Source organism: Paenibacillus sp. PK4536, assembly GCF_028594455.2.
Lineage (GTDB): Bacteria > Bacillota > Bacilli > Paenibacillales > Paenibacillaceae > Saccharibacillus > Saccharibacillus nuruki.
Window position 1 is genome coordinate 4,299,626 of sequence record NZ_CP126313.1, and the last position, 13,031, is coordinate 4,312,656.

Annotated in this window: 13 protein-coding genes and 1 other annotated feature; of the genes, 9 read left to right on the forward strand and 4 right to left on the reverse strand. The window is 40.1% G+C overall.

All coding sequences use genetic code 11. The features are described 5' to 3' along the window. Positions 1-79: 79 nt before the first annotated feature. On the reverse strand, positions 80-607 hold the full coding sequence (locus PO903_RS19065; protein WP_273594310.1) for an NAD(P)H-dependent oxidoreductase: 528 nt from the start codon (positions 605-607) through the stop codon (positions 80-82). A 116-nt stretch (positions 608-723) separates the two neighbouring features. On the opposite strand from PO903_RS19065, the gene PO903_RS19070 reads away from it, so the two are divergent. Together PO903_RS19070 and PO903_RS19075 are read left to right on the forward strand one after the other, a co-directional pair. Beyond that, the gene (locus tag PO903_RS19070; protein WP_069327969.1) at positions 724-1,095 is read left to right on the forward strand and encodes a winged helix-turn-helix transcriptional regulator; all 372 of its coding nucleotides are present in this window, start codon (positions 724-726) and stop codon (positions 1,093-1,095) included. Between the two features lie 179 nt (positions 1,096-1,274). After that, a complete protein-coding gene (locus PO903_RS19075) occupies positions 1,275-1,988 on the forward strand; it encodes a DsbA family oxidoreductase (RefSeq protein ID WP_069327968.1) in 714 nt (237 codons plus the stop codon). Positions 1,989-2,154: 166 nt separating this feature from the next. Here PO903_RS19075 and PO903_RS19080 read toward each other — a convergent pair whose 3' ends face one another. The 3 genes from PO903_RS19080 to PO903_RS19090 all read right to left on the reverse strand — a co-directional run bounded on the left by PO903_RS19080 (position 2,155) and on the right by PO903_RS19090 (position 4,950). Then, on the reverse strand, positions 2,155-2,778 hold the full coding sequence (locus PO903_RS19080) for an alpha/beta hydrolase (RefSeq protein ID WP_069327967.1): 624 nt from the start codon (positions 2,776-2,778) through the stop codon (positions 2,155-2,157). Positions 2,779-2,800: 22 nt separating this feature from the next. Beyond that, positions 2,801-3,748, reverse strand: a complete 948-nt coding sequence (locus PO903_RS19085) for a ring-cleaving dioxygenase (protein WP_273594311.1) — start codon at positions 3,746-3,748, stop codon at positions 2,801-2,803. 386 nt (positions 3,749-4,134) lie between these two features. After that, positions 4,135-4,950 (reverse strand): carbon-nitrogen family hydrolase, encoded by an 816-nt coding sequence (locus PO903_RS19090; protein ID WP_273594312.1) that lies wholly within the window; start codon positions 4,948-4,950, stop codon positions 4,135-4,137. Between the two features lie 255 nt (positions 4,951-5,205). Here PO903_RS19090 and PO903_RS19095 point away from each other — a divergent pair, with 255 nt between their 5' ends. The 7 genes from PO903_RS19095 (at position 5,206) to mtnB (ending at position 12,748) form a co-directional block, all read left to right on the forward strand. After that, positions 5,206-6,426 carry a pyridoxal phosphate-dependent aminotransferase gene (locus PO903_RS19095; protein WP_273594313.1) on the forward strand — a complete coding sequence of 407 codons (1,221 nt, stop codon included), beginning with the start codon at positions 5,206-5,208 and terminating at the stop codon, positions 6,424-6,426. A gap of 92 nt (positions 6,427-6,518) precedes the next feature. Next, positions 6,519-6,744 (forward strand) — a binding site (T-box leader). A gap of 64 nt (positions 6,745-6,808) precedes the next feature. Beyond that, positions 6,809-7,945: a glutamate 5-kinase gene (gene proB / locus PO903_RS19100; protein ID WP_350339089.1), complete on the forward strand. Its 1,137-nt coding sequence runs from the start codon at positions 6,809-6,811 to the stop codon at positions 7,943-7,945. A 47-nt stretch (positions 7,946-7,992) separates the two neighbouring features. Then, the gene (locus PO903_RS19105; RefSeq protein WP_273594315.1) at positions 7,993-9,240 is read left to right on the forward strand and encodes a glutamate-5-semialdehyde dehydrogenase; all 1,248 of its coding nucleotides are present in this window, start codon (positions 7,993-7,995) and stop codon (positions 9,238-9,240) included. Positions 9,241-9,349: 109 nt separating this feature from the next. Next, positions 9,350-10,222, forward strand: coding sequence for a pyrroline-5-carboxylate reductase (proC, locus tag PO903_RS19110; RefSeq protein WP_502921696.1), 873 nt, complete (start codon positions 9,350-9,352; stop codon positions 10,220-10,222). Further along, the gene (locus PO903_RS19115; protein WP_273594317.1) at positions 10,219-11,433 is read left to right on the forward strand and encodes a 2,3-diketo-5-methylthiopentyl-1-phosphate enolase; all 1,215 of its coding nucleotides are present in this window, start codon (positions 10,219-10,221) and stop codon (positions 11,431-11,433) included. Before proC ends, PO903_RS19115 begins: the two co-directional genes overlap by 4 nt. Further along, a complete protein-coding gene (locus PO903_RS19120) occupies positions 11,430-12,107 on the forward strand; it encodes a 2-hydroxy-3-keto-5-methylthiopentenyl-1-phosphate phosphatase (RefSeq protein ID WP_137220613.1) in 678 nt (225 codons plus the stop codon). The genes PO903_RS19115 and PO903_RS19120 overlap by 4 nt, the downstream gene beginning before the upstream one ends. Next, entirely contained in the window at positions 12,104-12,748 is a 645-nt protein-coding gene (gene mtnB, locus PO903_RS19125; protein ID WP_069327960.1) for a methylthioribulose 1-phosphate dehydratase, read from the forward strand. Before PO903_RS19120 ends, mtnB begins: the two co-directional genes overlap by 4 nt. The last annotated feature ends 283 nt before the right edge of the window (positions 12,749-13,031 follow it).

Genomic DNA, 13,031 nt, shown 5'->3' on the forward strand with positions numbered 1-13,031 from the left:
TTATACGAAGACTAGCACTTGATGAATCGTAAATACTTTATTATCGAAGCTCATCTTCTTAACGAAAAAGATTCTTCTTTTAAAAATTTTGCAGAAAATCAATATATCCTGAAATACTTTCTTCAATACGTACAGGAGTAGATTCGTGTTCTGCACTATAGAAAGCGGTAAAGCCTTGATACGAAGCATGAATATAATCGAATGTCATTTCAAAAGGAAGTAATATTTGTTCTAACGTATAACGATATTTTCCTTCGGGTTGATAATCAGCTTCACTTACGCCTACAGTTACTGCAATAGCGACTTTACGATCAGTAAATACTTTACCTGTTGAACCGTATGCCCAACCATATAATAATACTTCATCCAACCATTTTTTCAAAAGTGGCGGCGAATTAAACCAGTATAATGGAAATTGAAAAACAATGTGATCATGAGCTTCAACTAGTGCTTGTTCTTGCTCCACATTTATTTTTTCGTCCGGATAGACTTTATACAATTCATGGATAGTAAATTGATCTGGATACTGTTCCAGTTCTTTGACCCAACGTTTATTAATCACAGAATCCTCCATATGGGGATGCGTTACAATAACTAATGTTTTCATATAAACCTCCATCATGATTACGCGTATTTATGTTGCTTCAATCATTGTATGGTGGATTACATTTTAAAAAAAGTACGCACTTTAATGTTAGATACTAACCTAAAGGAGAGTATGTTATGCATATCGGTAACTATAGTCTGACAGGCGTTGACCTTAAAGATACAGGATTTGGCTACACCCTCTCACTGGTAGGTGGGAAATATAAAATGATCGTGATGTACTGGTTAGCCGGCGAAAATAAAGTGATGCGCTATAATGAACTCAAGCGCTCGATCGGTACGATTTCTTTCAAAACGTTAAGTGTTACACTGAAAGAATTAGAACAAGATCAGCTAATCATCCGTACGGAATATCCACAAGTACCACCTAAAGTAGAATACCGTTTATCTGCACGTGGACAATCTTTGATACCTATTTTGGATATGATGTGTGATTGGGGCGAACAAAATCAGTTAGAGCAGGATGTATTAGAATCCAATCCACTATAAAAAAACAGCAAAAACAATAGTAATCATATCTTAATTACAAAAAGTAATAAAAATACTATTAATAACAATGGATTGCGTTTATACTGGAGATAGTGCAACTAACATGATTACACCTTATAGATCGTTTTATTTATATTTATCAATGTGCATTCTATTTATTTTACTGGAGGATTATACCTATGAAAATTGAAGTTTGGTCAGATTATCAGTGTCCATTTTGTTATATCGGCAAAGCACGTCTTAATAAAGCTTTAGAACAATTTCCGAATCGGGACGAAGTAGAAGTTAGTTTCCGTAGCTTTGAGTTGGACCCGAATGCTGCTAAAGATATTCCAATGAATATGTACGAAATGTTAATGAACAAATATGGCTTAACGTTAGAGCAAGTGAAGCAAAATAGCGCTAACTTATGGCAACAAGCCAAAAATGAAGGTTTGGATTTCCAATTTGATACGATGGTATTAACCAACAGCTTTGATGCGCATCGTCTACTCAAATTTGCCGCTAAACAGGGTAAAGAAGCAGAAATGAACGAAGCTTTATTCCGTGCTTATTTTACAGATTCATTGCATATTGGAGATCATGATACATTACTTGATATCGCTGAACGTGTAGGCTTGGATCGCACCGAGACACAGACCTTTTTGAACAGCGAACAATTGGGCAAAGAAGTTCGTCAAGATGAACAACAAGCGAATCAATTAGGTGTAACTGGAGTTCCTTTCTTTGTTGTTAATAACAAATATGGTATCTCTGGAGCACAACCGACAGAAGTCTTCCTAAATACATTGCAAGATGTATGGGCAGAAGATCATCCATTACAAATGATCAATAGCACTGAAGGCGATGTATGTGTAGATGGTTCATGTATCGTACCGGACCAAAAATCGTAAGCTATATTCGTAGTAACATCTTTATTTCATAATAATCGGTCATCAAAAAACGCTTCTGTTATGTATTAACGTACAATCCTTGAGATAAGCCTAACCTATCTAGGAGTTTACGTTTAATACAGCAGAAGCGTTTTTTTAACCTTTTTTTGAAATTCATGGTGAACTTTTAGGATACGAACTGTTGATTATACCATTGTACCGCTGCTTCCACTTCGGTTGCAGTTAATTGGTGTCCGTAATTTTCCCAATGCAAATGTAAATTTGCCTGTGCATCTACAAAATACTTCGCTAATTCTTCTGTTTCTGCGCGAGGAATAATCGGATCATTGGTACCTGAACCCATAAAGATCGGAATACCTGAAAGATCAGGCACGGTTACACTGCGAAGTGGAACCATCGCATGATGCAGAACAGCTCCTTTTAACGATTGATTATCATGGAAAAGTAAGCTTGCTGCAATATTAGCACCATTGGAATATCCTACAGCTACAATATTACGACGATCAAATCCATACTCGACTGCGGCTTCATCCAAAAACGTATTTAATTCATGCGTACGAGCAATCAAATCAGGCTCATCGAATACCCCTTCTGCCAAGCGACGGAAAAAGCGTGGCATTCCATTTTCCAAAACAGCTCCACGCACACCCAATATCGAAGCTGTTGGTGCAAGACGTTGTGCTAAAGGAATTAAATCATTTTCTGTTCCACCTGTACCATGTAACAATAAGAGTAATGGTTGTGAAGGGTCGCTTCCTTGTTTAAAAATATGCTTTAAAGTCAGTGTCATTTTCTATTCCTCCATTCTTTATTTACGATTGAGCTGATACTTTACGAACTTCGATCGGTAATAGATTGTTTTCGATCAATTCACGTTGTGGTTCATACCATTCAGGTAACATTAATTTTTGTCCTAATTGATCAGCTGGTTCGTCATTAGCGAATCCTGGAGGATCTGTAGCAATTTCAAATAAGATTCCACCTTCTTCACGGAAGTAGACTGCATTGAAATATTGACGATCAATCACAGGTGTAGGTTGGAATCCTCCTGCTTGTACTTGTTCACGCCATAGTTCATGCTCTGCAAAGTCAGCCGCACGCCATGCGATATGATGAACGGTTCCTGCTCCAGCAATCCCTCGTGGTAATTCGCGAGAATTGACATCAATAATATTACCAATCTCTCCATCGGCTTGAAAACGAACATATCCATCTTCTTCCGCAATTTTGGTTAATCCCAGTACATGCTCTACTGTATGCAATGTTTTAGCTGGTGCTGCGCTAAATAATACACCACCACCGAATCCTTTGATTGCTTGAGCAGCCGTAATCCCGTCCCATTCCCATGTACTCTGTGCGCCGCCTTCACGTTCTACCAATTCGATCCGTAGACCATCATGATCTTCAAAACGCAATAACTGTTCGCCAAAACGTTGAACCGGTTCAAAGCGAATACCTAATCGAGTTAAGCGCTCTTTCCAGAAATCAAGTGATCCTGTTGGAACAGCAAATACTGTAATTCCTAGTTGACCTGCTCCAACGGCTCCTTTACGTGCACCTGGTTGTGGGAAAAAGGTAACGATCGTTCCTGGACTACCGCCAGCATCTCCGAAGTACAAATGATATACATCGGGTGCATCAAAGTTAATTGTTTTTTTAACCATATGCAATCCAAGTACGCCTGCATAGAAATCAACATTACGTTGTGGATCAGATACGAAAGAAGTGATGTGGTGAATACCTGCTGTGCGAAGTGTCATAATAATAATCTCCTTTTTGTTAATTCATTTTTTTAATTTTGATTTTAAATGATTTTTGAATGACCTTATTTGAAATATCTTTAAGTTAAACTAATTACGTGTACGAATGTAAGTTGTAAGCTCGTGTTGTATATCCTTATTATAAACAGTTTGCACAATAACAAAAGACCTTTAGGGAAGAATGTTGCTGAACACCGAACTAACTAACTTTTAGTAAGTAAAAAGATTTAAATAGGATTGTTTTCTTCTTTTATGCGAGATCGTTCATTTGTATGCTCATCTACTCTTTCTAAATGACAGCATAAAAAAAGCGGAAATAATAGCACACGATATATGCTGTATTATTTCCGCTTCTGTAGAATCTATGTGTTACCTCGTATGCTGTTTTACTTTTGTTCATGAATATATAATTCAGGACGGCGATCTGCAAATACAGGAATACGTCCACGCACTTCATCCGCTAGATCAAGATCTATCGTCGCACTAATGATTCCTTCTACTTCATCCCCTTCAGCTAATACTTCACCCCAAGGATCAATAATCATCGAATGTCCGAAAAATTCACTTTTCTCGTCCCGTCCGACTCGATTGCAAGCCACCACATACATTTGATTCTCAATCGCACGTGCAGTCAGTAGTGTACGCCAGTGATGCATACGTGGATGAGGCCATTCCGCAGGCACGAACCAGATCTGTGCACCAGCTAGAGCTAGACTGCGTGCTAACTCAGGAAAGCGAAGATCATAACAAATCGAAGCGGCAGCCGTCACATCATGTAGAGGAAATAATGCTTTCTGCTCACCCGGTTGCATAAATTTCTCTTCGTTCATTAATTTGAACAAATGAATTTTATCGTATTTGGCAGTACGCTCGCCATCTGCTCCATACACATATAATGTATTATAAAAACCGCTCTCCCGTTGTTCTGATATCGAACCTCCTACCAGTACAATCTGATGTTGCTTAGCGATTTGACTCATCCATGCGGTCAGCTTGCCATTTTCACGTTCAGCTAATCCTTCTAAGCGATCGAGAGCATAACCGGTATTCCACATTTCAGGAAGTACGATTACATCGGGTCTTGGCGCCGCACTCATTGCTTGTGTAATCCATTGTTCAGCACGTTGTTGATTAACTTTAGGATTCGCAAGCTCAATATCCATTTGAATCAAAGCAATATGTAATTGACGTGTCTTATTCATTGGTTATAATCCCCTTTATCACAGCTTGAGTAGCTAGCTGAATCTAAGCTAGTTTTAATGTAGCATGAGTTTATTATTTTGGATATCCTCTATATAGAATCAGTAATATAGAATGGGCAACGAACCCTTCTGACTTTCGATTCCCTTAAATCTCCTGTATACTGATCGGAAAAATCATGATAGATTAGGAACACTTGAGGTTTTTTTAAATTTTAACAATCATACCATGAATTTAGCGGATACGGAGTGATAACGATGACTACTTCTTCAAACTCAAACTCAAATACAAATGAATTACCAAGTATATCAATACAACCTGCTAGTGTTATGAATCAACTGCCTGAACAATTTTTTGCCAAGCTTGTTCAAAATGTTAATCGTCAGGTTGCCGCAGGGCATGATGTTATTAACTTGGGGCAAGGAAATCCTGATCAACCAACCCCTCCGCATATTGTAGAAGAATTGCGTGAAGCCGCTGGAAATCCACAATATCATAAGTACTCGCCTTTTTCCGGTTATTCTTTTCTCAAAGAAGCGGCGGCACAACGTTATAAAGAAGATTATAATGTCGATCTTGATCCTGAGACAGAAGTTGCTATTTTATTCGGTGGCAAAACAGGTCTGATCGAAATTAGCCAAATTATGCTTGAACAAGGGGATATATGTCTTGTTCCTGATCCGGGGTATCCTGATTACTGGTCTGGTGTTGCACTATCTGGTGCAGAGATGTCCTTTATGCCTTTGACAGAAGAAAATAAATACTTACCGGATTATAATGCAATTGCACCCGAAATATTAGAGAAAGCCAAGTTGATGTTTCTAAATTATCCGAACAATCCTACATCGGCGACAGCTCCTTACTCTTTCTATGAAGAAACAGTACAATTTGCAGCTAAGCATAATATTGTTGTTGCTAGCGATTTTGCTTATGGAGCGATAGGATTTGACGGAGAACAACCGGTGAGCTTTTTACAGATTCCGGGTGCCAAAGAAGTCGGCGTTGAGTTCTATACGTTATCCAAAACGTATAATATGGCTGGCTGGCGTGTTGCTTTTGCTCTAGGAAATAAAGAAATCATTCGTCTGATCAACTTAATGCAAGATCATGTGTATGTGAGTTTGTTTGGAGGTATTCAAGCAGCGGCAGCCAAAGCTTTAACAGAGTCACAACAATGTGTGACTGATCTGGTAGCTACGTATGAATCTCGCCGAAATGCTTTTTTTGCTGAATTAGAAAAAATCGGTTGGGAAGCTCAAGCACCTAAAGGTTCTTTCTTCGCCTGGTTGCCTACACCTAACGGCATGGGTTCAGAAGAATTTGCCACTTTACTGCTAGAAAAAGCACATGTAGCTGTAGCACCAGGAGTTGGCTTCGGAACCAAAGGTGAAGGATATGTACGTATCGGTCTACTCACTTCTGAAGAACGGTTGCAAGAAGCGGTACGCCGTATTGGCAAGCTAGGATTATTCAAGTAAGTGATGCGGTGCTTGGCAAAAGCGCTTGATCATGCTATTCTAGTTTGCAACAAACAGTTAGCGTAATCTTCATGGATACGCTATGGATACGAATGATTGTGATGACGGGAACAGTACGTAAACCTGCGGTGTGTATAGAGAGTGAATCCCAGCGGCTGAAAGGATTCGCCACCAGCTCTTACCGAACCTACCCCCGAACTTTTAGCGCCTATAACGCTGAACGGATACCTACCGTTATCTTGGATATTTAAGCCGGACAGAACGATAGATTCTGTCAATAAAGGTGGTACCGCGGGAGCTCAGACTTTCGTCCTTTGCATTGTATGTTGATGTAGAGGATGAAAGTCTTTTTTGTTTATATTCTAACTAAATATAGAAATGGATAGGCAGTTATAAAGGAGTGAACATATTGTCAAATCAGCGTATTGTTGTCAAGATTGGGAGCAGCTCGCTAACCGGACCACAAGGAGGACTTGATCATCAAGCTGTTGATTTTTTTGCAGATGAGATCGCATCGTTACAGCGTGCAGGGTACTCTGTGCTTTTGGTCACCTCGGGAGCTGTTGCCGCAGGATTTAGAGAAATAGGCTATCCTTCACGTCCCAAGTTATTACATGAAAAGCAAGCCGCCGCTTCGGTCGGTCAAGCCCTGCTGATGCGTGATTATCAACAAGCTTTTGCACGTCATGGCATAGTTAGTGGACAGGTATTATTAACCCGCAGTGATTTTAACAATCGGAAACGAACAGGCAATGCAACCATGACTATTGAAGAATTGCTGAAGCAAGGGGTTATTCCTATTTTCAATGAAAATGATACGGTATCTGTCGATGAATTGAAATTCGGTGATAATGATACATTATCTGCGCTGGTTGCTAATCTAGCGCGTGCTTCGCAATTGATTATTCTAACGGACATGGAAGGATTGTATAGTGCTGATCCCCGTCATGATCCAACGGCTAAGCGATATGATCGCATTGATGAGATTACCGATGAAATCTATGCGGTTGCTGGAGGTTCCGGTTCTGCGGTAGGTACAGGTGGTATGCGTTCTAAGATTGATGCCGCCAAAATAGCTACTCGCGGCGGTGTACCTGTATTTGTTGGTCGTGTACGTGAAGTCGGTGATCTCAAAGCAACGATTGATCATCATGGTAAAGGAACGTATTTTGCGACACATGTCTCTGCACTTTCGATTAAAAAGCAATGGCTTGGCTTCTTATCTACTCCACTGGGCACCCTTATTGTTGATGATGGTGCAGCTCAAGCATTGACTCGCGAATATCGTAGTCTATTACCTGTTGGGATTAAGCAAGTGGAAGGTCAATTCCATGCCGGAGATGTGATTGAAGTGGTGAATCTTCAGCGTGAAGTACTAGGGCGGGGCATCGTCAATTATGATCATGATCAATTACAATTAATCTGTGGTCTACCTAGTTCTGAGGTATCGAAGCGATTAGGTATTGAAGATATCCACCGCTTAGAAGCTGTCCATCGGGATGAATGGGTTTCATTATAATCTTTGATTTATACTTTAACTTATTAGGATAGAGGAGGTTTTTTATTATGAGTGAAGTATTACACAAGTCCACTCTTGCCAAACAAGCTTCGACTAGACTAGGTGCATTATCTACTGATGACAAAAATGAAGCGTTATTGATCATGGCCAAAGCGCTCATCTCTCATACAGATGAGATTATTACAGCCAATATCGAAGATTTAGAACGTGGACGGGCACAAGGAACATCGGAATCGATGTTAGACCGCCTACGTCTGGATAGCGTACGGATTGAAGGAATAGCTTCTGCTCTACGTCAAATCGCTGATCTGGATGATCCTGTAGGTGATCTTTTGGAAACGTTAGAACGTCCTAATGGATTGATTATCGAGAAGCTTCGTGTCCCTATTGGAGTGATCGGAATTATCTATGAAGCTCGTCCAAATGTCACTGTCGATGCGGCAGGATTATCTCTCAAAACCGGTAATGCTGTTGTTCTACGTGGTGGTTCTGCTGCCCTTTCTTCTAATCGTAAAATGGTTGAAGTGCTTCATCAAGCGCTTGAACAATCTGCTATTCCACGTGATGCCTTACAACTGATCGAAGATGCAGATCGTGCTTCTGTCAATGAAATGATGAAGCTGAATGGTATTATCGATGTTATTATTCCACGTGGCGGTCATTCTTTAATTCAAAATGTGGTTCAAAATTCGACTGTTCCTGTAATTGAAACCGGAGCAGGCATCTGCCATACCTTTATTGATGCTACAGCAGATCATCAGATGGCATTAGACATAGCGATCAATGCTAAAGTACAGCGTCCTTCCGTCTGTAACTCGATGGAAACACTATTAGTGCATACAGACTATGACCAGACTGCTTTTATCGCGCTTGCTGAAGCTTTACGTGAGGATCAGGTAGAAATTCGGGGTTGCGCAGGAACACGTCAATTGATTCCATGGGCAAAAGAAGTGACTGAACAAGATTATGCTACCGAATATAATGACTATATTTTGAATATCAAAATTGTAGCTAATCTGGATGAAGCATTGCAACATATTGCGACCTATAGCACGATGCACTCGGAATGTATCGTTACCGCTGATGAGAATAATGCCAAACGCTTTATGCAAGAAGTCGATGCCGCTGCTGTGTACCATAATGCTTCTACTCGCTTTACTGATGGATTCGAATTCGGATTCGGGGCTGAAATTGGCATCAGTACACAGAAACTACATGCACGCGGTCCTATGGGATTACCTGCGCTCACTTCGACCAAATATCGTATTTACGGAAATGGTCAAATTCGTCAATAATATAAATATGAATCATAGGTTCATAAAAGATATTTTGCTCTGCAAAAATCATATTTGATTTAACTAGAAGATGTAGCGCTTGTAATACCAAGTGCTTGAAAGGATGAAAATGATGAGTCACCCTCAATCTTTACAAACGTTAATAACAGAACCTCTTTGTTTTTATGGATCAGGATCTATGGCAGAAGCAATTTTACGAGGGTTAGTGAATCGAGCTGTTGTGGTTCCTGCTCACGTAACAATGCTAAACCGTGGAAATAAGGAACGTTTAGATTATTTAGTACAACGTTACGGTGTTGCTGTCGCTGGAGAAGAATCGACACGTACAGCCGCTTTGCAACAAGCCAAAGTGATTGTACTAGCGATAAAACCTGTCGATTCAGCTCATGCACTTCGTCAGTTAGGACCTACTTTGACAGAAGATCAGTTGATTGTTTCTGTGATTGCAGGTTTGGAAGTAGGTACGATTCAGCACTTACTCGGTCGCAAGCAACCTGTAGCACGTACCATGCCCAATACTTCAAGTAGTATCGGACTTGGAGCCACAGGTCTAGTCTTTTCGGAAGAAGTGAGTCTGGAACAACGTCAATTAGTTCATCATCTATTTGAAGCTGTCGGTACGGTAACTGAGATTGAAGAATCTCAAATGGAAACGTTGACCGGTATTTCAGGAAGTGGCCCTGCTTATATTTATTATGTGATGGAATCGATGATTCGTGCAGGGATCGAAGGCGGATTATCTGCTGAGCAAGCACGTGAACTTACGATTCAGACCGTAATTGGTGCTTCTCATATGGTACAACAAACCGGTGAAGAACCTGCTGCTCTGCGTGCCAAAGTTACTTCTCCTAATGGATCAACCGCAGCGGCGATCAAAGTATTTGAAGATGCACATATGCAAGACACGATTGTACGTGGTGTAGAACGCTGTGCAGAACGTTCTCGTGAGATGGGTGCTGCACTCAAGGAGGACAATTCATGAGTTATTGTATAGCTTCTTATCGTTGTTATGATAGCCAAGCTGATTTTCATAAAAAAGCTTCTTCAATTGCAATTGGGATGACGGTCGGTAGCTGGACCGAATTACCTGCCGCCAAGCAAGAATCTATGAAAAAGCATCTAGGTGAAGTCATTTCTGTTGAGGTGAATGAATCCGAACAAGGTGAGCGTTATGCGGATATTCAGATCGCTTACCCTGATGCTAACTTCAGTTCCGATATTCCTGCATTATTAATTACGGTATTTGGTAAAATTTCGATGGATGGTCAGATCAAATTAACCAACTTACAATTCTCAGATACGTTTTTAAGTGCTTTTACGGGCCCTAAATTTGGCATCCAAGGGGTACGTGATATTCTAGGTATTCCTGAACGTCCGTTATTAATGAGTATTTTCAAATCAGTGATCGGTCATGATCTGGATGAATTAACACGTCAATTTACAGCACAAGCTCTAGGTGGCGTGGATCTAATTAAAGACGATGAAATTTTATTTGAAAATGAATTAACACCGATCGAAAAACGTGTGGCTGCTTGCCGTAAAGCTGCCGATGATGTACAAGCACAAACAGGCAAAAAAGTACTATATGCTGCCAATCTAACCGGTCATACTTTTAAATTAAAAGAACAAGCCAAAAAAGCAATCGATTCAGGAGCCAATGCTCTACTTCTTAATGTATTAGCTTATGGTTACGATGTGCTTCATGAACTGGCACGTGATCCTGAGATCAATATTCCAATTATGGCACATCCATCGCTTGCAGGCGCTTATTACCCATCGACTTATTATGGGATTTCAGCTTCGGTGTTACTGGGTCAATTAATGCGTATTGCGGGTGCTGATCTTGTATTATTCCCTTCTCCTTATGGCTCAGTAGTTATGCCCAAAGCAGAAAATATGGCAATTCGGGAGCAACTGGTATCCCCAGCCTTGCCTTTCCAGCATAGCTTCCCTGTACCTTCGGCTGGTATTCATCCAGGGCTTGTACCGTTGATTCTGAAAGACTTTGGTCATCAGGTAATTATTAATGCTGGTGGCGGTATTCACGGTCATCCCGAAGGTGCTAGCGCGGGTGGTAGAGCTTTCCAACAAGCTATAGATGCTGCCTTGGCAGGTACTTCACTTGCTGATCATGCCGCTCAAGGACATCAAGAACTTAGACAAGCATTAGAACTTTGGGGTGGAGAACGATGAGTGTAAGTAAACAACCGATTATTTTTTGTGATTTTGATGGTACGATTACCAATTCCGACAATATTGTTGCGATTATGAAACATTTCTCTCCTCCTGGATATGAAAAGATTATGAATGAAGTCGTCGGAGGTCAACGTTCGATTCGTGATGGTGTAGGTAAAATGTTTGCACTACTGCCTTCTTCACAAAAGCAAGAAATTGTGGATTATGTGATGAATACAGCCGGTATTCGTGAAGGATTTAGCGATTTTCTAGCTTTAGTTCATCGCCACCAAATTCCTTTTTATGTGACCAGCGGTGGAATCGACTTTTTCTTAAAACCATTATTAGCTCCTTTTGATATTGCAGAAGATCATATTTTCTGTAACGGTGCTGACTTTAGTGGTGAACATATTGAGATTGTATGGACTCATCCTTGTGATGAACATTGTCAAAATGATTGCGGAATGTGTAAAACGACGGTTATGCGTCAATTTTCACCGGATCAATATGAGCGTATCCTTATTGGAGATAGCTTAACTGATTTTGAAGGAGCTAAGATTGCTGATCTGGTCTACTCACGCTCTGTCTTAACAGACAAATGTGTAGAACTAGGGGTTGATCATGTACCTTTCCATACTTTCCATGATATTATTTCAGATTTTGGACAACGAATAGGAGCGATACATTCATGAGTTTTGTTAATATTCCTTTAGAGCATAAGCAAGCGGCATTACAAGAGCTAAGTGGCATCAAAGAGCAATTCGCTGCAAGACATTGGTTTCCAGGTACAAGCGGTAACTTATCGCTTCGTGTAGGCGACTACACGCCTGAGAACTTCCATTTTGCCATTACAGCAAGTGGTAAAGACAAATCAGTAAGTACACCGTCTGATTTCTTATTTGTAGATCAAGATGGTCGTCCTTGTGAGACTACCGGGCTGAAGCCTAGTGCAGAGACATTAATTCATTGCGAAATCTATCGTGAAACCGGTTGTGGTGCCGTATTCCATGTACACACCGTATTCAATAATCTAGTAAGCGAATATTTTGGTGAACAAGGTGAAGTTCCGATTCAAGGATTAGAATTAATAAAAGCATTCAATATCTGGGAAGAAAATGCTGCGATTACGATTCCTGTTCTTCCTAACTATGCTGAAATTCCTAAAATTGCTGAATTGGTATCGGGTGTGTTGAATCAATCGATTCCAGGTATTCTGTTACGTGGACATGGTATCTATGCTTGGGGTCAAAACGCATTTGAAGCCAAACGCCATCTAGAAGCATTTGAGTTTATTTTTGAGTACATCTATCGTGATTTGCTGCTAAGAAAATAAAAAGGGTCTCTGTGCCTTTTAAAAGATCGATGAAGTGATGATTTCGTCTATAGGATTAGATGATTTACTCTTATAGACGAAATTAATCTCTCTCTTACATGTAATCCGTTCGTGTTTGAAGATATAAAAATCAATATTAGGGTCATTTTTCTTAAATGAAGCGTTATCATTTTGGAAATATTTGAAAAAAACGTACAAAAAAGCTGACATTATGGTTAATGTCAGCTTTTTTTGTATGTAAAACACAATTTGTTGTTGCCCTTCATCACAAATACCCGTATAC